An 18,365-nucleotide genomic window follows, 5' to 3' on the forward strand; every position below is an offset into this window, starting at 1 on the left:
CGGCTCATGACACTAAACCAAGACATAATAACAACGGAGCAATAAATGTTCCCACTGAACATGTGCAAACCTAAAAAGACAGTGTTACAATAATATTCATCTATGGTCTCTAAATCAACGCCACGCAACAGGATAATATAATGAAAATATTTCAGGAAAAGATTCTTTTGCATGTTCCGTTAGCATATCAGTTAGCACAGTGGTACAAGTAAAAACATTATTTCTTCCTTGTAGTCTGTCTAAAATATCATTGTAATAATAAACTGAGCCAAATACCTGAGGATCTATTTTATAAGCTTGTTCAATCAATCCATTTGCATATCTCCGTAGAATCTCAGGAGAATCATACTCTGTACCAAACATATCACTCGATGAGTATTTACAGAAAACCCCCCCTAAACAAAATAATATTTCAGCCTGTTTTCTTAGTGGCATATCTTTCAACACATGGCTCCCCATAATCATATCTACATGCTGAGCGTTCAATTCCCAACCATCAAGAAAGGGATTCCAGACACAGGCAAGTTTCCTTTGCTGATCATCAGCAATCATTTTATAATCTGATTTATTGGAATTAAGTGCCTCAATAAATCTCTCTTTGAGTTCATTATCAGAAATGAGTATATCCAGAATACCAGAAACGAAATTCTGGGAAAAAGCTTTATGATAAGGAATACTGAAAATTGGAAATGATTCAGAAAAAAGATTGCTCAATGAATACCCAAATGTATTTTGAACTTCTCCATCCTTATATAAAAAAAAGGACATCCAGTTAGTTGATGTATCAGGAGATAACATATCAGCCATATGACTCAAAGAACACATCATTGCCATACCATCATCCTGTGATGATAACAAAACCCAGTTATAAGCTAAATCGGAATCATCATCCCAGTCAGGCTTCCCAGAGCCATCGCACAATCCAAAATCACTCTGCTGTGTGACAGGATAAACTTTTTCATTTTTTAAATATACTTCATAGAGTTTCCTAAATCGTTCCTGCATTCCATCACGCCGTGAACCATTCATTACAATTTGTATAAAGGAACTATTATAAGATACCATCGCACCTGGATGTCGCTCAAAATACATCCCTGCCTGCAATAAACTACCATTCCCCATATACATCATTATTGAATTATTAAACCAAGACATTATAGTATCAAAAAAGTCATCACATATAGGCTCGAGCCATTGCTGTATATTTGCGTTGTTCAAATAAGGATGAATACTTAATGAATCAGCCAAAGACATCTTAACATAGGGCCGAAACGCCGCTAATTCGTCAAGAGATATTTTTTTGATAAGTTCTTCAGCTGCCCTTACTTTATCATGGTTATACTTATCATCAGATGTATTCATAGTCAATAAAATTGATTTATTTGATTTTGTATAGTTATCCAACACAGATAATATATTTTCCTGTATGTCAGATAGATCTATGTAACACCCTCCTAAATTAATGCTATTACTTTTTTCACTAAAGAGCTCCTTTACATCACCTAAGATAGCACCACTTAAAACCATTCCAGGAATTATAATAGCGCCTGTTAAATCAGCCTCGTTCAAAATTGGAGGATATTGTATATATGAAGATCCTTTAAATGATGCATTTTTAAGATTGGAATTGCTGAAATTAGAGTTTTCAAGCAAAGCCCTAATAATACAATTAGATAAATTAGCATAACAAAAATTACATTCATTCAAAATCGAGTTTTTAAAAGAACAGTTTTCCAATACAGCCTGAGACAAATCACTCATCCTGAGATCTGTATCATCAAGCACTGCTCCAGAAAAATTTACTGATGATAAATTCAGCCCTACAAGACTTAGACCTGACAAGTCACATCCAGAGTAATTCAATTCTTCAGCAGACTCTTCACCCGTTCGGTTAGCTGACAACCACATTAAGTCAGCAGTAAGCTCAGCTTTGCTCAGGCAGACACGGCCTTGACTGACATCATATGCAAGGAATTGACATTGCGATTCATTTAATGAATTACAGCCATTTAAATATACGGAATTTCTGAGTGCCTCAGGAAAGGAACCTTCTATATACTTCAAAGAACCACAATGACATAAGGATAAATTACCGACAGTGCTAGGTATGTTGCAACTTATAACTTCTAATGACGAGCATCCAACCATACTTAATGAAGATAAACCGGGTGGCAGGTAGCTTATTGATTTCAGATCTGTACATCCATTCAAAACCAGTTCTTTCAAAGAACCAGGAAGCAAGTCTGGTAATGTTGTTATTGGCTCACTGATTGATAAAGTCTCTCCATGAGTACTTATAACATCAAGTATTTTTGATGCGACCTCATGACGATGTTCTCTGAAATCTCCCTCAGCGCACCACTTTTCGAGTGCAACTTTAATATCCTCGTTAGATGGTGAACCTACAGGACCTTCAAAAGATATTATTCCAGAATTTACAGGAATATTTGTCGTGGGCAGCATTTATCGCACTCCTTCTACTTAGTCCACTAAAGTAAAATTAGAAAAATTAGAAAACACAACTGCCGGGACAACTTTCAGTCCCTGTACCCACAAATAAGATGTCAGATTTATCGGCATTAATTTAACTCCCTATTGAATTATCTCCCCTTTTTTATCTAACAAATATTCCCCGGACATGGCAACACAAAAACCGGAGCCGGACTCCGGTTTTTGTGAAGCTGTCGGACTACTTCATCCCGCCAATATTTTCCCACGTCCCGTCAGCACGGAGGATTTGCAGCGGTCTTACCACGCACTGTATCTGCTTTTTATCCGCATCCAGTATCACCACCTGCGTGATTACCCTGGCCTGCTCCGGGATAATGCCATTCTCATCTGACTCCAGGATGTCTGCCGGTCCCAGCCGCAGTTGTGCTGTAAGTAACTCCCCGTTTTCACGGTCATCATGCTTTCCGCAACCGCACAGACGCTGCATAAGTTTTTTTAGTATGTTCATGTCATTCTCCAGTTCTGCCTGTATCACTGCCCACTTCATCCAGCCCCTTGACATCCTGCCACGGCCCGTCACCAAATCTGACCTGCAAATGCTGAAAAATTCCCTGAACCTGTGTGGCATCTTTGGGGTCAAGAAATGTCAGTCCGGTGATGAGTGCGCCATCTGTACCCGGGAACCAGCCATAGCTGTTTGTCTCAATAATGCTTGCTGGCCCCAGACGGAACCGTATTTGTGTCTCCCCCGGGTCGCCCTTCGGACCCTGAGGTCCGGTAGCCCCCACCGGACCTGCCGCACCTGTTTCTCCTTTCGGTCCCTGTGGGCCTGCCGGACCGCTATCTCCCTTTAGCCCCTGTGGACCTGCACTTCCCGTCATGCCGGTCTCTCCCCGCTCTCCCCGCTCTCCCCTGTCGCCTTTCGGCCCCTGCGGGCCTGCCGGACCAGCATCACCTGCCGACCCCCGTTCACCGGTTGCCCCTGCCGGGCCGGTGTCGCCACGCTCTCCTTTATCTCCCTTCGGCCCCTGAGGACCCGCGGGCCCCGGTTCTCCCTTTGGCCCGGGTGGCCCCACCACGGTGGGGATTCGGTTTACGGCTTCTTCCGCCGCTATCCTGCTTTGTTCCGCTGACTGTGCGCTTTCTGCTGACTCCCGGGCTGACTCCGATGCCCCCCTGCTGAAGTGTCAGCATTTGCAGCGCTCTCTTCTGCCTGACTGGCTGATATGCCGGCATTCCTCGCTGACGTCTCCGCTTCTCCGGCATTCTTCTTCGCCTCCTCAGCGTTACGCGCCACCTCTTCCACCATCAGTTCAAAGCGACGCAGTGCCTCCGGACGGACATCATCCTCCGCCATGGCACCGAGAAAATCATTCAGCGTCCCCGGTTGAGAATCTTCATACACGGTGATGGTCCCGGCATGTGACGGAGGAAATCCCTCCACCAACAGAATGACGCTGTACTGACCATACTCCACCTCCATGCTGTAACGCCCGGCTTCATCCGGGTTTTCTGAAGCCACCGTATTCACCACCACCGTGGTGCTGGTCCGTCTGGCCTTCAGCACAATGGTGCAGTTCTGTACTGGTTTTCCTGTGCCATCTTTAAGCACGCCAGAAATTTTTACTGTCATACTTTTCCACCAATACAAAAAGCCCGCAGCAGTGACGCCACGGGCTTCAGGACAGTGTAACTTTACGTTTCCTCAAACACAGTTCTCCGCATAAGGCGGATGAACCTGCGTATCATACCAATATTTACAGAAGATAAATCGGCGTCTGTTGTCAGAAACGGTATCCGATACCAACAATAAACGCATCCGTTCGCCAGTCACCACGTCCGGCAGTTTCATATGCCATGTCGATCGCTATATTTTCTGCTGGGTTAATCTGTATTCCCATACCCGGGGTCAGGAATGGGTTAAGTTGGTTATTTGACAAACACCATATGGAATATCCGTCACCATCTCAGGAAAAAAGTGTTGTAAAATGCGTGGCCTTGTTTTGGGGAAAAGTTTTGGAGAGATTTTGGAGAAAGGAAAAAATTGAATAAATTCAAAATCCTGAAAGTGCTCCATCTTATGAACAAGAAGGTGGAGCTGGAATGATCGGTCGACTGCTTCGCGGCGGTTTTATGACCGCTATCTACGCGTACCTCTATATTCCAATCATTATTCTGATTGTGAATTCTTTCAACAGCTCGCGCTTTGGCATCAACTGGCAGGGCTTTACCACCAAATGGTATGGCCTGCTGATCAATAACGACAGCCTGTTGCAGGCGGCCCGGCACTCGCTGACGATGGCGGTTTTTTCCGCCACCTTTGCCACGCTGATCGGTTCGCTGACCGCAGTGGCGCTGTACCGCTACCGTTTTCGCGGTAAACCGTTCGTCAGCGGGATGCTGTTTGTGGTGATGATGTCGCCGGATATCGTCATGGCCATCTCCCTGCTGGTGCTGTTTATGCTGCTCGGCATTCAGCTTGGTTTCTGGTCGCTGCTGTTTTCGCATATCACCTTCTGCCTGCCTTTCGTGGTGGTAACGGTATACTCGCGGCTGAAAGGGTTCGACGTGAGAATGCTGGAAGCGGCGAAAGATCTTGGCGCCAGCGAGCTCACCATTCTGCGGAAAATCATTCTGCCGCTGGCGATGCCGGCGGTGGCCGCCGGCTGGTTGTTGAGCTTTACGCTGTCGATGGACGATGTGGTTGTCTCGTCGTTCGTTACCGGACCTGGCTATGAGATCCTGCCGTTGAAAATCTACTCAATGGTGAAGGTCGGCGTCTCACCGGAGGTGAATGCGCTGGCGACGATACTGCTGGTGCTGTCGCTGGTGATGGTCATTGCCAGCCAGCTTATCGCTCGTGATAAAACGAAGAGCCTGTCTCGCCAGGCGTAATTGTTGTTAAAACAGCCTGAAGAGTCAGGCGTTAATCTCAGGGGACGTTAAATGAAAAAATGGTCACGCCACCTGCTCGCGGCAGGTGCTCTCGCTATCGGTATGAGCGCTGCGCACGCGGACGACAGTAAAACGCTCTACTTCTACAACTGGACCGAGTATGTGCCGCCAGGCCTGCTTGAGCAGTTCACTAAAGAGACCGGCATTAAGGTTATCTATTCGACCTATGAATCGAATGAAACCATGTATGCCAAGCTTAAAACCTACAAAGACGGCGCGTATGACCTGGTGGTTCCGTCCACCTATTACGTCGATAAAATGCGCAAAGAGGGGATGATCCAGAAGATCGACAAAGCGAAGCTGACCAACTTCCATAACCTCGATCCTGACATGCTGAATAAGCCGTTTGATCCGAATAACGACTACTCCATTCCGTATATCTGGGGCGCCACGGCGATCGGCGTTAACAGCGACAGCATCGATCCGAAAACGGTGACCAGCTGGGCCGACCTGTGGAAACCGGAATACAAAGGGAGCCTGCTGCTGACCGATGACGCGCGCGAAGTGTTCCAGATGGCGCTGCGTAAGCTGGGTTACTCCGGCAACACCACCGATCCGAAAGAGATTGAAGCCGCCTACAACGAGCTGAAAAAGCTGATGCCAAACGTGGCGGCGTTCAACTCCGACAACCCGGCGAATCCGTATATGGAAGGTGAAGTCAACCTCGGCATGGTGTGGAACGGCTCCGCCTGGGTGGCGCGTCAGGCCGGTACGCCGCTGGAGGTCGTCTGGCCGAAAGAAGGCGGGATCTTCTGGATGGACAGCCTTGCCATTCCTGCCAACGCCAAAAATAAAGAAGGCGCGCTGAAGCTGATTAACTTCCTGCTGCGCCCGGAAGTAGCAAAAGAAGTGGCGGAAACCATTGGCTATCCGACGCCAAACCTGGCGGCGCGTAAGCTACTGAGCCCGGAGGTCGCTAATGATAAATCGCTTTATCCTGACGCGCAGACCATCAGCAAAGGGGAATGGCAGAATGACGTCGGCGCCGCCAGTGCAATCTACGAAGAGTATTATCAGAAGCTAAAAGCGGGTCGTTAACCCCGTTAAGCGCCGGGCAATGCCTTCTCCCGCCCGGCCAGTATCTTCCTTCCCGATCCACGCTCAGGCGTGGATTTTTTATGGTATGGCGCTGATTGCTCAGGTAAAGTGAATGCCGCCTGCCGAAAAGCGAGGCGGTTTTCAACCTTTGACGCCTTGCTGGCAACCTGAGTGCATTTCAGCGACCGTGATTGCGCTCCTGGTTCACTGTCCAGTATTGTTATTGCCTGTTAAGAGAGGATGAAGCGGGCCTATGCATCTGGATTTTCGCCAACTGCGCAACTTTGTCGCGCTGGTTGAATATGGCAGTTTTAATCGCGCGGCGGAGGCCGTATGCCTGTCGCAATCGGCCTTCAGCCGGAGCATTCAGGCGCTCGAGCAGAGCGTCGGCCATGCCTTATTTTACCGGCAGAGCAAGTTACCCACGTTGACGCCGCATGGGCAGACGCTCCTGCCCTACGCCCGTCGCTTTCAGGAGCTGAATATTGAGCTGAGTAGCCAGCTGCGTGAAGCGGACGATGCGCAAAGCGGCGAAGTGGCTTTCGGCTGTGGCCCGGCTCCCGGCGCGCGCCTGATTCCGCTCGCCGTTGGCGATTACCATCGCCGCCTGCCGCAGGTAAGGGTATGTTTTCATATTGATAACTGGTTTGCCCTGCACCATGCGCTGACCAGCCAGCAATACCCTTTTGTGGTCGCCGACAGCTGGCAGGCCGAGCTGGACCCGCAGCTGCGGGTGCAACCGCTAAGCCCGCAGCGCTGTTTTTTTGTCTGCCATGCCGATCATCCGCTGGCGCAACAGGGCCCGGTATCGGTTCAGGCTATGCTGCGTTACCCCTTTGCGGCGCCCTATTTACCGCCGGGGGTACGCAAAGTGCTGGCAACGCTCAGCCAGCAGCAGGACTTTACCCCGGCAATTCAGTGCGACCATACCTATGCGCTATTTTCAACGCTTGCGCATACCGACGCGATAAGCTTCGCCAGCGAAGACGGCTTTGCGCTTTGCCAGAACAGCCACCGGCTGGTAAAACTGGAACTTAGCGACCTGCCTGACGAGTGGCGACTGATGCAGACCCGGTTTGCGATTATCTCACCGGTTCATGCCGTTCTGTCGCCGCTGGCAGAAACCCTGATTGAAACTATCCTGCACGCCGACCGTCAGTACCCGCAACCGGCGCTGGCGGAAAAAGCTTAACCCGCGTTAAGCGGCTGGCCCCGGGTATCGTACTGCGGCCAGTGGTTTTCCAGATTTAGCGTTTTGATCGCCTGTTCGACATATTTACCCTCCCCCCACCCGCCAGCGTCGAAAGCGTTACGGATTAACCGGCCCGATTTAGCCTGTTCCACGCTGCTGCGGAAGCTGTCGATCAGAAACGGGTCAATACGCGGCGAAGTGGTAAAGTTAAGATCCTGCGGCTGTAGTTCTTCCAGAAAGAGCGTCCGGGGAATCTGGCTTTGCCGCGCCATTTCAGCAGACCAGCTATCCCGATTCGCCGGATCGCTGATTTCTGCGGCATTCTTCACCAGCACGTCAATAATCTGCTGGGTCGCCTGCGGCCACGCATCAATAAAAGCCTGGGTGCCGAGAAATCCCGCCTGGGTGGTGTTCTGACGACCGGAATCACCGCTTTTCACCACCACGTCGATCTTATCGCCGCGCAAGGCCAGCAGAGAGACGCCGCCCCAGACAGCATCAACACGGCCTGCCGCCAGTGCCGCTTTACCGGCATTCCAGTCGAGATTAATCACCTGTAAATTTTGTTCAGTGAGTCCGACGGTGTGTAAGGCGCGGTCAAAGGCCAACTGATCCGCTGTACCGCGATACACCGCAACCCGTTTGCCTTTCAGGTCGGCCAGGCCCTTAATTCCCGAGGCGCGGGTCGCTGCCAGATAAGACTCAGAACCACGGCTGCCCAGCAGTAGCCGTGTCGGAAGTCCGTTCGCTTTGCCAATAATCGCCGCCAGATCGCCGAGATAGACAAAATCAAGCTGTCGGTTAGCCAGCGCTTCATTCACCGCCGGACCCGCGCCTTTGAAGAACTGCCACTCGACCTTCACTCCCTGCGGGGTAAACACCGCTTCCAGCTGATGGCGGATATAGGCCATGCCGACCGGCCCCTCGATAAAAGGCTGGCTGCCTGCGCTTTGATCCGGCACGCCGATACGAATAGCGCGCAGCTCTTCGGCATGGCCGCCGCTCATCAGACTGACGATCGCCGTCAGCGCAATTAAGGCGCGGCTAAAAATTACTTTCATCATAACCTGCTGCTCTCCTGAGTTTTTTCTCACCCTAAAGAGCCGCCGGGCCCGCTGTTAAATACTTTTATTCGCAAAGCAAAGCGAAAAAAAAGCTAAAGCAGAGGCCGCGGCTGCAGCAGGCTGAAATGCATTTGTTGCATCGGGATTATTCGCCTAACGCAATAGCGAAGCGGGGCGAGTCACGTTTTTATAACGGCATCACTCCCCGAAAAGTGGACCGATATGTCGCAGATGATCTTAAGAACCGGCAACGCCGACAGGCCGGGCGTCAGGCCTGACGGCTGGCCGTGGTTGTTGCCCGCGTTACTGCTGCTGTTGTGGTACTTCGCCGCCCGCGAACAGTGGATGCCGGAGCAGATTTTACCAGCGCCGTCGGTGGTGGCGGAAACCGCGCTGTCGCTGCTGAACAGTGACCTGCTGGCGCAATGGGGATTTAGTCTCCGCCACCTTGCGTTGGGCCTGCTGCTGGGGACCGCTGCCGGCACGCTGCTCGGCGCGCTATTTGGCCTGGTGCCGGCAGTTGCCCAACGCGTGGAGCCACTGTTTTACGCGCTGGCGCAAATCCCGACGCTGGGCTGGATCCCGCTCTTTATGGTGCTGTTCGGGATTGATAACGGCCTCAAGCTGGCCGTGATTATCAAAACCACCGTTGTGCCGTTGACCATCAATACTCAGCAGGCGGTGACCAGCGTGCCGCTGATGCTGAGCGAAGCCGGAAAAGTAATGAACTTTTCTCGCTGGCAGCGCTTACGCTGGCTGGTGATCCCGGCGAGCCTGCCGGGCTGGTTTACCGGCCTGCGGCTGGCGCTTTCCCAGGCCTGGGTATCGCTGATTGTCGTTGAGCTGCTGGCCTCTTCCGAAGGAATTGGCTATCTGATGGTCTGGGGTCGCCAGCTGTTTCAACTGGATATCGTTTTCGTCATCATTGTCGTGGTGGGACTGAGCGGCATGATAATGGAATGGGCGGCTAACCGGGCCTGTTCCCGGCTGGTGTACTGGCCGCAGCCAGCAGCCGGACGCCTGGCCTGGAAGCCTCAGGCCAGCTGGCGGGCATTACAGCTACCGGTTATGCTGCTGGCGCTGTGGCAGCTGGCAAGCCAGTGGTCATGGATCGACAGTACGCTGTTTTCTTCCCCGCAGGCCGTGGCGGAACGTTTTATTCAGGGCGCCCTGAACGGAGAACTGACCGCGGCGATGCTGGCGAGTCTGGGCCGGGCCTTTGTCGGCGGCGCGCTGGGTATCGCCAGCGGTCTGCTCTGCGGGTTAATTCTGGCTCTACGCCCGCGCGCCGGGAAGATCTTCACTCCCACGCTTAATGTGCTGCGCCATATTGCTCTGTTTGCCTGGCTACCGCTGCTGACCGCATGGGTGGGCAACGATAACGGCGGCAAAATCGTGTTTATTGCCCTCGCCTCATTCTTTCCAATGTTCTTCAGTACGTTGCAGGCCGTACGCCAGCGTAATCCTCAACTGGATGAGGTCGCCCGCGTGCTGCGTTTAGGCGCGCTCACGCGCCTGCGTTCGCTGATCCTTCCCGGAGCGGCGCCGGGTATTTTTGCCGGTCTGCGGCTGGCGCTGATCTACGCCTGGCTTGGCAATATCGGTGCGGAATACTTCATGTCTTCGGGGCCTGGGATCGGCAGTCTGATGATCAACGCTCAGCAACTGCTGGATATGCCGACCATTCTTTGCGGCATGGTGCTGGTGGGCATCACCGGCGCGGCGCTGGATAAAGCCGGACGAGTCCTCGAACTTCGCGCCACCCGCTGGCGTCAACAGGAGCCTTTATGATCTCTTCGACCCTGGTTTCATTTCACCATGTGCGTAAATCCTGGCAACAGGTGACGGCGTTACAGAACGTCAGTCTTGATATTGCCGCCGGCGAGCTGGTGGCGCTGGTAGGCAGCAGCGGCTGTGGTAAATCAACGCTGCTGCGGATGCTGGTGGGCCTTGAGTCGGTATCTCAGGGCGAGATCCGCATCAACGGCGAGCGGGTGACCGGCGTTGGCAAAGAGCGCGGCATTGTCTTCCAGGAGCCGCGCCTGTTCCCCTGGCTTAAGGTTATCGACAACGTGATGCTCGGCCTGGCGGATGAAAAGCTCAGCCGGGCGGAGAAACGTCAGCGGGCAGAGGAAATGCTGGCACGCGTACAGTTAACCGAGTTTGCTCACGCGCTGCCCGCTCAGCTTTCCGGCGGTATGGCCCAGCGGGTGGCGATTGCTCGCGGTCTGGTTGCCCGCCCGCAGATTCTGATGCTGGATGAACCTTTCAGCGCGCTGGATGCCCTGACGCGCCATACCCTGCAACAGGTACTGCTGCAAATCCACCGTAGCGCAGGAACCACCACCCTACTGGTAACGCACGATGTGGAAGAGGCGGTCGCGCTCGCCGATCGAGTCGTGGTGTTCTCACCACGTCCGGGGCGGATACGCGACATTGTCAGTCTGACGCTGCCCCATCCGCGCCAGCGCGACGATACCGCTTTTATCGCGGCCTGCCGGCAAATTCGTAATCTGATTACTTCTGGCTGATTTTTATTTAAGGAGCACACTATGGGACATCCTTCCGTTTATCCGACCGGCGCGACGCTTTACGATCCGCAGCGCGCCTGGAGCGGCTATACGCTTTTCCAGGCCGCCGGGCACGGCGCGGTGCTGGTGGATATGAATGGCTGCGTGGTACGGGAATGGCCAGAGCTGCACGGCTTCCCCAACAAAATTCTGCCCGGCGGCGCAATACTCGGCCACAGCGGCGAGCGCGATCCGCGCTACGGTATGCAGGATATGCTCGACTTAATCCAGGTGGACTGGGAAGGAAACATCACTTGGCAATTCGACCGCTATGAGCAGATTAGCGACCCGGGCAGTGAAACGCGCTGGATGGCGCGCGCGCACCATGATTACCAGCGTGCGGGCAACCCGGTCGGCTATTATGCCCCCGGGCTGGAGCCGCAGGTTACGGGGGGGAATACGCTTATCCTCGCCCATACCAATCTGATTAATGAAGCCATCTCCGACAAGCTGCTGCTGGATGACACCATCATTGAGGTCGACTGGCAGGGCAACGTGGTGTGGGAGTGGCGCTGCAGCGACCATTTCCATGAGCTTGGCTTTGACGATGCGGCGCGTACCGCGCTGTATAATAACCCGAACATGCGCGCCAGCGGCGGCGGCATGGGGGACTGGATGCATATCAATTCGATGTCGGCGCTGGGGCCGAATAAGTGGTATGACGCGGGCGATCAACGCTTCCATCCCGACAACATTATCTGGGATGCCCGCGAATCCAATATTATCGCCATCATTGATAAGCAGAGCGGTAAAATCGTCTGGCAGCTTGGTCCGGACTACAGCAAACCGGAGCTGAAGCACATCGGCTGGATCATCGGCCAGCACCACGCGCATTTAATTCCACAAGGGTTGCCCGGCGCGGGGAACATCCTGATCTTTGATAACGGTGGCTGGGCCGGATACGGGGCGCCGAACCCGGCCTCGGCGGACGGGATAAAAAATGCCTGGCGCGATTATTCGCGGGTCCTTGAGATTAACCCGATTACCCTTGATATTGAGTGGCGCTACTCCCCTTATGAAGCGGATCTACCGCAGCCAACCGATTCATATCGTTTTTACAGCCCGTACATCAGTAATATGCAACGCCTGGAAAATGGCAATACCTTGATTAACGAAGGTTCTAATGGCCGTATTTTTGAAGTGACCCGCGATCATGAGATTGTCTGGGAGTACATCTCGCCGTTCTGGGGCAAGACGCTGAATAACAATATGGTCTATCGCGCTTACCGTATTCCGTATTTCTGGATCCCGCAGCTCACTCAGCCACAGGAAACGCCGATTGCCGCTGTTGACGTACGTACTCTGCGCCAGCCCAGCGCGGCGGCGGCGGGTCCGGCGCAAAGCGTCGTACGGGTTGCGGGCGTGCAGCCGTACAGCAAAAACGCCGATGCGCTATGCGTGGCAACCGATAACGATACCCTGCGCCGTAGTCCGAAGCTGTTTCAGGTAGCGGAAAGCGCGTTCAGGCCGGTAAACGCGGCGAGCGAGCTGGAGAGTGAACGACCAGTGCTGTTATTTGTGGGCGCGGAGCGCTGTGTGCACTGCCGTAAACTCTGGCAACTGCTGGCGCATGAGCAGCTCCAGTCGCCACTTGCCGCGCTGGATACCTGCTATCTGGATGCCGATCGGAACCAGGAACTTGCCGCTGCTCTCGGTGTACGCGGTCTGCCGACGCTGCTGGTGCTAAAACACGGTCAGCCCGCGCAGCGCGGGCCGCAAACGCTGTCTTTGGAGGCGCTGGCAGGCTGGTTGAAAAATGTCGAAGGGGAACAGCAGAAATAAGAGCCCGGACAATCAGGGCTATTATATTTGCTATTTTTCATCCGGACAGCGCTCGCGCAAAACGCGTAAGTATATTGAACACCTCCCGGGCGGCCAGAAGAGAGAACTTCGCGAGTAATCCTCACGTATACGTAATACGCGAGGATTATTCGCGCATAGTTGAGCAAATGAATGCATTGCATAAACCAAAAATATTCAACCCATTTCCCATCGCTGAGCCCGCGAAACAGAGAGTCATTCTGCACATGATTCGGGGCGACAGAACTATTTCAGATCTTAGTGCGCATCATATTTATACCTGATTGCCTGTGAACAGAAATAGCACATCTGACCGTATAATGGTCATACTGAAGAATTAAATTAATACGCAATCAGATATTTATAGTGATTACCACTACCTTTAATCAAGATGTTAAGATAAAAACAAAATATTAACATTGCTTGCCGATCGGGCAGTCCTGTTGTTAATATCAGTTTCGTGAATATATATATTCATCAGAAATGGAATCAGCAGTAAAAAGCTGAAATCTCCGCGTACAGGAGAGGGAAATCCTATGCCACTGACGTTAATGCCGGTTGTTCAGTTCCCCCCTGCCTGTTATCGACGCTGATGAAGATCCGGTCCCCGGATCTTCAGGGGAGTTTTACGCCGTCAACCGGCTATATGGAGTATTACTGAAAAGGATCGTCTATGGAAATTACTGCATTCCGACAGTTCAGCGAAACACAGCGCATATTTGGCCTGGGTATCTTCTGTATTGGTCTTGCTATTTATCCCGGATATTCGCTGGGGGCGACGATCGGCAGCCAGAACGGGGCCCTGATTGAAGTCAGCGACGGGGACCATATCGTTGCCGATACCGCTGGTGACAACCTTTACGGTGTAACAACCACTCCGGGCCAGCAGGCTACCGTCAGGCTCGGCAGCGGGGTCTCCGTCACGGTGGACGATCCTGACAGGAACGCCAGAGGTGTTCTGGTTCAGGGAGCAAACAGCGTTCTGACCGCCGATCGGCTGACCGTCAACGTCAATGGCAAGAACGCTAAAGGACTCTGGCTCTCCTCAGACACTATTCAGGCCGATCTTGGCACAGGAAGCGTTATTGCGGCATCGGCTTCAGGGAGTTCTCTTGCTGAGGGCATTAGTGTCGGAAATGGCTCTGCCCTGACGGCCGATCACCTGACAGTGGAGGCGACCGGCCTTAGCAGCACGGGTCTGAACATCAGCGGTTATGGTAGCCGCGCCGATCTGGGGAGCGGGAGTGTTATCAACACCAGCGGCAGTAACAGCACCGGCATTTACGTTGCAGGCATGAACGGTAACGCCGCCCGGGGGCCAGCGCAACTGACCGCAACAGCTCTTACCATAAAGGCTGAAGCTGAAGGTTCGATCGCTTACGGGATGTACATTCGGGAGAATGCGGTGGTCGATATCGGCACGGGCAGCGTAATCACCGCTGCCAGCGATTACGCCATGGGGGTCCTGATCGAGGACTCCGGGCAGTTCAACGCTGACGCTCTGACAATCGATGTGCAGGGAATCTTTGCTGGCGGAATCGACGTGCGGGGCGGCAGTGCAACGGTCGGTGCAGACAGCCATATCAGCTCTGCGGCAGGAAGCGCGCTGTTCGCATTCGGGGCAGACTCCACGATAACCTTCAGAGGCTCAGAGAACGCACGCAATACACTATTTTCCGGCTTTGCTGCTGTGGGAGCCCAGGAGTACGCTTCCATCACGCTCTCTGACACGGATATCACCGTTGATGGCGGTGGTGACTTCGCGGCGGGATTAGCGACGTCAGATGACGGAACCATCAGTGGGGAAAATCTTAGCGTGACCGGCGCTGCGGGTACGGCGGGCCTGTATGTCATGCGCGGCGGCAGTATCGACCTGACTGGCGATCTCTCTGTCTCAATGGCCTCAGCGGACGAGACAGCATTCGGCACTCAGCATTATAACGGCTATGCCCCAGGCAGCATCAGTGCGACCGGCAAAATGCTGATCGTCGGCAGCGCAGATGCCCGCGGAGGCAAAATCGATATCGATATGGCCCCCGGTTCGGTATGGACCGGGAAAGCCTTCAGCGATAACGTCAATGGCGGCTACCTGAATGTCGCACTGAATAACAGCGTCTGGAATCTCTCCGGCAGTTCAAATCTGGATAACCTCTCCCTGACCGGCTCGACGGTGGACTTCGCCAGCATGGCCAGCGATCCCGATGTTTTCAGTACGCTCACCGTCGCCAGCCTGAGCGGTAACGGGTCGTTCGTGATGCGTACAGACCTGGTCGGTGACGGTAACGGCGTGAACAATGGCGGCGATTTACTCAGGGTGACCGGCAGCAGTGCGGGAAGCCACCTGCTGACCATCAAAAACCAGGGAAGTATGGCCACGACCGGCAATGAGGTGCTCACTGTGGTCGAAACCGCTGATGGCGGCGCATCATTTGCCGCGGCTTCTGATGTTGAACTGGGGGGTTACCTGTACAGCGTTCGACAGAGCGGAACGAACTGGGAACTCTATTCTTCAGGGCAGGTTCCCGATCCTGTACCAGCTCCGGAACCAGCACCGACACCGGCTCCTGTGCCAACCCCGGGACCTGCTTCGACACCAGAACCGGTACCGACGCCGGTCCCCGCCCCCGCGCCTGGCAGACCGCAGCTGACAAATGCGGCGGATGCCGGCGGAAACTATCTCAACGTGGGCTATGTGCTCAGCTATGTGGAAACCAGCACCCTTATGCAGCGGATGGGCAATCTGCGCCAGCAGAACGGTAAGGGTGATATGTGGATCAAAGGCTACGGCGGTAAGGCGGACAGCTTTGCCGGTGGCAGTCTGGACGGGTTCAGTATGAACTACAGCGGGTTCCAAATCGGCGCGGATAAACGCGTGTCTGAAGACCTGCCGCTGTCAGTCGGTCTGTTTTTAGGCACCACCAGCGCCTCACCTGATTACCGGGGCGGTGATGGCTCCGTGCGTTCAGACTATGCGGGCCTGTATGCCAGCTGGATTGCGGCGAATGGCTTCTACAGCGATCTGGTGCTGAAAGGCAGCCGGCAGAAAAACAGTTTTACGGTCCGCGACAGCCAGAATAACCGGGTGTCCGGCGATGGCAACTCGTCAGGCGTCAGCGTCTCGCTGGAAGCGGGACAGCGGTTTGCCCTGCCGGTGCCAACAGCCGGTTTTTATGCCGAGCCTCAGCTGCAGTTCACCTGGAACCACCAGAACTCCACCGGAATGCGGGCCAGCAACGGGCTTGACACAGACCTGGGCAGCTACGAATCCCTTCTGGGACGGGCCAGCCTTCTGCTGGGGTATGAGAAGGAGACGGGCAACAGCCGGGTGAACGTCTACCTGAAAACGGGCGCCATCCGGGAGTTTGCAGGCGACACATCGTTCACCCTCAATGGCTCGCGCGAGAATCACAGCTTCAGGGGGAACGGCTGGAACAACGGGCTGGGCGTCAGCGCGCAGTTTAACAACGCGCACACGCTGTACCTGGAGGTCGACAGTACATCTGGGGAGACGTTTAACCAGCGTCAGGTAAATGCGGGATACCGCTTCAGCTTCTGATAGCGTGAAGCACTGATTTCCCCGTCCTGTACTAACCCGGTAGGCGATTACCGGGTTTTTTATATAAAATGAATGAAGAAATGACAACTCGTACAAAAAAGTAGACATCGCTAACCCCCATACGGAGAACACCCACATAAAGTTCAGTATCATCCCCGCACATCCCGGGCACTTTGCCGCCCTTCGCGCCATCGAGCTGGCAGCCTTTGAAACGCTACGCCACGCAGGGGCTATGCGCGGCCCGGCGAGCGCATGTAGCCTGGACGAATTAAGCGATTTCAGCCGTAACGGGCTACTGCTTGCAGCCTATACGCCAGATGCCGTTCCCGTCGGATTCATCGCAGGAAAAGTCGAAGGCAAATGGATGCATATCGCAGAAATGGATGTGCATCCGGACTGGCAGCGACGTGGGATCGGCAAACGACTGATGCAGGCAATTCTCCATAAGGGAAAGCTACGCGGCCTGACAGGCGCCACGCTAACAACGGATAAAATGGCCCCATTTAATGCCAGGTTTTACGCCAGGTCAGGTTTTGAGATTGTGGAAGGAGATGCGCGACCGCTGCATTTGGCGGCCATGATTGAGGATGAGTTCGCAAAAGGTTTCGATCCATCACGTCGGGTAGCAATGAGCATTGTCTTTTAATTCACTGATTATTGTGTCAGCAGCGGATATTCAGGCAAAACGCAAACCGTTACGGTGAAGTTATAAATTTTATTATTAAACTTAAATACGGGACTCACATCACAAGTTACGGGTCAGTTCTTCGATGTTGCCGGAAAGCATATCCAGCAGGGATCTGACATACATATTATTATTTCCCTGATGCCACATCGCGCTCAGGGGAAGCCCTTCAATATGCTGCATCGGCGAGAGAGGAAGATACCTGACACCGTCAGCATTCATATTTTTATAGGATGCTGGCACCAAGGCAATGCCCAGCCCGGCAGCGACTAAACTCAGAATGGTCTGTTTCTCCTCAGCATACTGCGCAATAACAGGAGATCTGCCGCCAGCTTTGAAGACATTCATCGTTAAATCATGGCTGTGGGGCCTTGTGCGTCTTTCCGGCACAATAACCGGTTCATTAAAGAAATCATCAATACTGACTTCGTCATAACTGACCAACCGGTGAAGGGCAGGAACAGCGAGCACACAGCTTTCATTAGCGATAAACCTCGTCGTCAGCGTTGCATCAACATCTTCGGGCGGACGAACAAAGATAATATCCAGCCACCCTGAAATGAGCCGCGGAATAAGACTGTGAGACTTATCTTCCGTAATATGGATATCCGCTTCAGGATACTGCCTGACAAAAAGATTAAGTAATTCCGGTAATAACCCTCTGGCGGCGCTGTCAATTGCACCGATCCGCAATGTTCTTTTCTGCGACGGTATATTTTTCCGGAATCGCAGCCGTAACGCATCAAAATCAGCAATGACAACCTTAGCCTCATTTAAGAATTCTGCCCCTTCCGGAGTCAGCGATACGTTGCGGGTCGATCGATTCAGCAACCTTATCGCCAGATCTTCCTCCAGTAGTTTGATGAAACGACTGAGTGACGCAGGCATCATTTCGAGTTTACGGGCAGCCCGGCCAAAGTGAAGTTCATCACCTAACACCACAAAGCAACGCAGCTGATTTATATCCATTTTTTCACCAGAATCAGATTATATAAATTATTTGTATAAAGTAGTGCTGATGATAAAGCCGCCTAAAACCTCATAATAAAATCAT

The 18,365-nt window shown here is 53.0% G+C and carries 13 protein-coding genes and 3 pseudogenes; 8 read left to right on the forward strand and 8 right to left on the reverse strand.

What is annotated here, in order from left to right:
• Window positions 1–114 precede the first annotated feature (114 nt).
• The 6 genes and pseudogenes from nleL to K7R23_RS20455 form a co-directional block, all read right to left on the reverse strand.
• The gene (gene nleL, locus K7R23_RS20435) at window positions 115–2,463 is read right to left on the reverse strand and encodes a type III secretion system effector E3 ubiquitin ligase NleL (protein WP_012905489.1); all 2,349 of its coding nucleotides are present in this window, start codon (window positions 2,461–2,463) and stop codon (window positions 115–117) included.
• 18 nt (window positions 2,464–2,481) lie between these two features.
• The gene (locus K7R23_RS20440; RefSeq protein WP_148222075.1) at window positions 2,482–2,580 is read right to left on the reverse strand and encodes a hypothetical protein; all 99 of its coding nucleotides are present in this window, start codon (window positions 2,578–2,580) and stop codon (window positions 2,482–2,484) included.
• A gap of 12 nt (window positions 2,581–2,592) precedes the next feature.
• Window positions 2,593–2,675 (reverse strand): annotated as a pseudogene (locus K7R23_RS26005) (tail assembly protein); the annotation flags it as partial.
• A gap of 14 nt (window positions 2,676–2,689) precedes the next feature.
• Window positions 2,690–2,959 carry a phage tail fiber C-terminal domain-containing protein gene (locus K7R23_RS20445; RefSeq protein WP_001023417.1) on the reverse strand — a complete coding sequence of 90 codons (270 nt, stop codon included), beginning with the start codon at window positions 2,957–2,959 and terminating at the stop codon, window positions 2,690–2,692.
• 1 nt (window position 2,960) lies between these two features.
• Window positions 2,961–4,084, reverse strand: a pseudogene (locus tag K7R23_RS20450) (prophage tail fiber N-terminal domain-containing protein).
• 151 nt (window positions 4,085–4,235) lie between these two features.
• Window positions 4,236–4,373 (reverse strand): annotated as a pseudogene (locus tag K7R23_RS20455) (Ail/Lom family outer membrane beta-barrel protein); the annotation flags it as partial.
• 181 nt (window positions 4,374–4,554) lie between these two features.
• Between K7R23_RS20455 and potC the strand changes: the two are divergent.
• The 3 genes from potC to K7R23_RS20470 all read left to right on the forward strand — a co-directional run bounded on the left by potC (window position 4,555) and on the right by K7R23_RS20470 (window position 7,636).
• On the forward strand, window positions 4,555–5,346 hold the full coding sequence (gene potC, locus K7R23_RS20460; RefSeq protein WP_012905488.1) for a spermidine/putrescine ABC transporter permease PotC: 792 nt from the start codon (window positions 4,555–4,557) through the stop codon (window positions 5,344–5,346).
• A gap of 51 nt (window positions 5,347–5,397) precedes the next feature.
• The gene (gene potD / locus K7R23_RS20465; RefSeq protein WP_012905487.1) at window positions 5,398–6,444 is read left to right on the forward strand and encodes a spermidine/putrescine ABC transporter substrate-binding protein PotD; all 1,047 of its coding nucleotides are present in this window, start codon (window positions 5,398–5,400) and stop codon (window positions 6,442–6,444) included.
• Window positions 6,445–6,697: 253 nt separating this feature from the next.
• On the forward strand, window positions 6,698–7,636 hold the full coding sequence (locus K7R23_RS20470; RefSeq protein WP_012905486.1) for a LysR family transcriptional regulator: 939 nt from the start codon (window positions 6,698–6,700) through the stop codon (window positions 7,634–7,636).
• On the opposite strand, the gene K7R23_RS20475 is transcribed toward K7R23_RS20470, so the two are convergent.
• On the reverse strand, window positions 7,633–8,700 hold the full coding sequence (locus K7R23_RS20475) for an ABC transporter substrate-binding protein (RefSeq protein ID WP_012905485.1): 1,068 nt from the start codon (window positions 8,698–8,700) through the stop codon (window positions 7,633–7,635). The genes K7R23_RS20470 and K7R23_RS20475 overlap by 4 nt on opposite strands.
• A 222-nt stretch (window positions 8,701–8,922) precedes the next feature.
• On the opposite strand from K7R23_RS20475, the gene K7R23_RS20480 reads away from it, so the two are divergent.
• From K7R23_RS20480 to K7R23_RS20500, 5 genes are all read left to right on the forward strand, one after another.
• Complete coding sequence (locus K7R23_RS20480) at window positions 8,923–10,491, forward strand: ABC transporter permease (protein ID WP_012905484.1); 1,569 nt, start codon at window positions 8,923–8,925, stop codon at window positions 10,489–10,491.
• Complete coding sequence (locus tag K7R23_RS20485; RefSeq protein WP_012905483.1) at window positions 10,488–11,231, forward strand: ABC transporter ATP-binding protein; 744 nt, start codon at window positions 10,488–10,490, stop codon at window positions 11,229–11,231. The genes K7R23_RS20480 and K7R23_RS20485 overlap by 4 nt, the downstream gene beginning before the upstream one ends.
• Before the next feature lie 21 nt (window positions 11,232–11,252).
• Window positions 11,253–13,052, forward strand: a complete 1,800-nt coding sequence (locus tag K7R23_RS20490) for an aryl-sulfate sulfotransferase (RefSeq protein WP_012905482.1) — start codon at window positions 11,253–11,255, stop codon at window positions 13,050–13,052.
• A gap of 691 nt (window positions 13,053–13,743) precedes the next feature.
• Complete coding sequence (locus K7R23_RS20495) at window positions 13,744–16,626, forward strand: autotransporter outer membrane beta-barrel domain-containing protein (protein ID WP_012905481.1); 2,883 nt, start codon at window positions 13,744–13,746, stop codon at window positions 16,624–16,626.
• A gap of 232 nt (window positions 16,627–16,858) precedes the next feature.
• A complete protein-coding gene (locus K7R23_RS20500) occupies window positions 16,859–17,272 on the forward strand; it encodes a GNAT family N-acetyltransferase (protein WP_012905480.1) in 414 nt (137 codons plus the stop codon).
• 99 nt (window positions 17,273–17,371) lie between these two features.
• Here K7R23_RS20500 and K7R23_RS20505 read toward each other — a convergent pair whose 3' ends face one another.
• A complete protein-coding gene (locus K7R23_RS20505) occupies window positions 17,372–18,280 on the reverse strand; it encodes a LysR family transcriptional regulator (protein ID WP_012905479.1) in 909 nt (302 codons plus the stop codon).
• Window positions 18,281–18,365: the final 85 nt, after the last annotated feature.

Source organism: Citrobacter rodentium NBRC 105723 = DSM 16636, assembly GCF_021278985.1.
GTDB classification, from domain to species: Bacteria; Pseudomonadota; Gammaproteobacteria; order Enterobacterales; family Enterobacteriaceae; genus Citrobacter_A; species Citrobacter_A rodentium.

Coding starts and splice junctions, on each gene's coding strand:
- K7R23_RS20500 (WP_012905480.1), top strand. CDS start 16,859: ATGCGCGGCCCGGCGAGCGCATGTAGCCTGGACGAATTAAGCGATTTC.
- K7R23_RS20505 (WP_012905479.1), bottom strand. CDS start 18,280: ATGGATATAAATCAGCTGCGTTGCTTTGTGGTGTTAGGTGATGAACTT.
- K7R23_RS20440 (WP_148222075.1), bottom strand. CDS start 2,580: ATGCCGATAAATCTGACATCTTATTTGTGGGTACAGGGACTGAAAGTT.
- K7R23_RS20475 (WP_012905485.1), bottom strand. CDS start 8,700: ATGATGAAAGTAATTTTTAGCCGCGCCTTAATTGCGCTGACGGCGATC.
- K7R23_RS20445 (WP_001023417.1), bottom strand. CDS start 2,959: ATGAACATACTAAAAAAACTTATGCAGCGTCTGTGCGGTTGCGGAAAG.
- potC (WP_012905488.1), top strand. CDS start 4,555: ATGATCGGTCGACTGCTTCGCGGCGGTTTTATGACCGCTATCTACGCG.
- nleL (WP_012905489.1), bottom strand. CDS start 2,463: ATGCTGCCCACGACAAATATTCCTGTAAATTCTGGAATAATATCTTTT.
- K7R23_RS20495 (WP_012905481.1), top strand. CDS start 13,744: ATGGAAATTACTGCATTCCGACAGTTCAGCGAAACACAGCGCATATTT.
- K7R23_RS20485 (WP_012905483.1), top strand. CDS start 10,488: ATGATCTCTTCGACCCTGGTTTCATTTCACCATGTGCGTAAATCCTGG.
- K7R23_RS20470 (WP_012905486.1), top strand. CDS start 6,698: ATGCATCTGGATTTTCGCCAACTGCGCAACTTTGTCGCGCTGGTTGAA.
- K7R23_RS20480 (WP_012905484.1), top strand. CDS start 8,923: ATGTCGCAGATGATCTTAAGAACCGGCAACGCCGACAGGCCGGGCGTC.
- potD (WP_012905487.1), top strand. CDS start 5,398: ATGAAAAAATGGTCACGCCACCTGCTCGCGGCAGGTGCTCTCGCTATC.
- K7R23_RS20490 (WP_012905482.1), top strand. CDS start 11,253: ATGGGACATCCTTCCGTTTATCCGACCGGCGCGACGCTTTACGATCCG.